Origin of the sequence: Shewanella electrica (assembly GCF_022321485.1) — a bacterium.
Lineage (GTDB): Bacteria > Pseudomonadota > Gammaproteobacteria > Enterobacterales > Shewanellaceae > Shewanella > Shewanella electrica.
The window spans coordinates 1-291 of the sequence record NZ_JAKOGG010000137.1; the positions used below are offsets into that span (position 1 = coordinate 1).

General features: G+C 50.9%; 1 protein-coding gene. It reads left to right on the forward strand.

Features of this window, described 5'->3' with window-relative positions; translation table 11 throughout:
* The coding region (locus tag L9G74_RS20170) for an immunoglobulin domain-containing protein (RefSeq protein ID WP_238898558.1) at nucleotides 1-256 on the forward strand (256 nt) is incomplete at its 5' end.
* Nucleotides 257-291: the final 35 nt, after the last annotated feature.

The following is a 291-nucleotide window of genomic DNA, read 5'->3' on the forward strand; positions in this document are numbered from 1 at the left end:
CCAACAAAACCAACCGATTTCGCCTCAAAATTATCTCATTTTCGGGCCGGAAAAGGACGGCGATTTTTACAGCCTTTACAGTAAATTGGAGGTCTCCGTGGAGGATTGGCAAAGGGGGGACGTTTTCGGTTGCGTGGTCGGCCATGATGGAATCCCGTTGAATTTCATCCACAAAAGCATCGATAAAAACGCCGGTAAAGCCTCTCACGTCAACGTCTCCGTCGTCCTCTCCGACGCCGACGTCACCTGTTATTAATTAATCCAGCCCCTCGTTAACGAGAGACCCCCCCC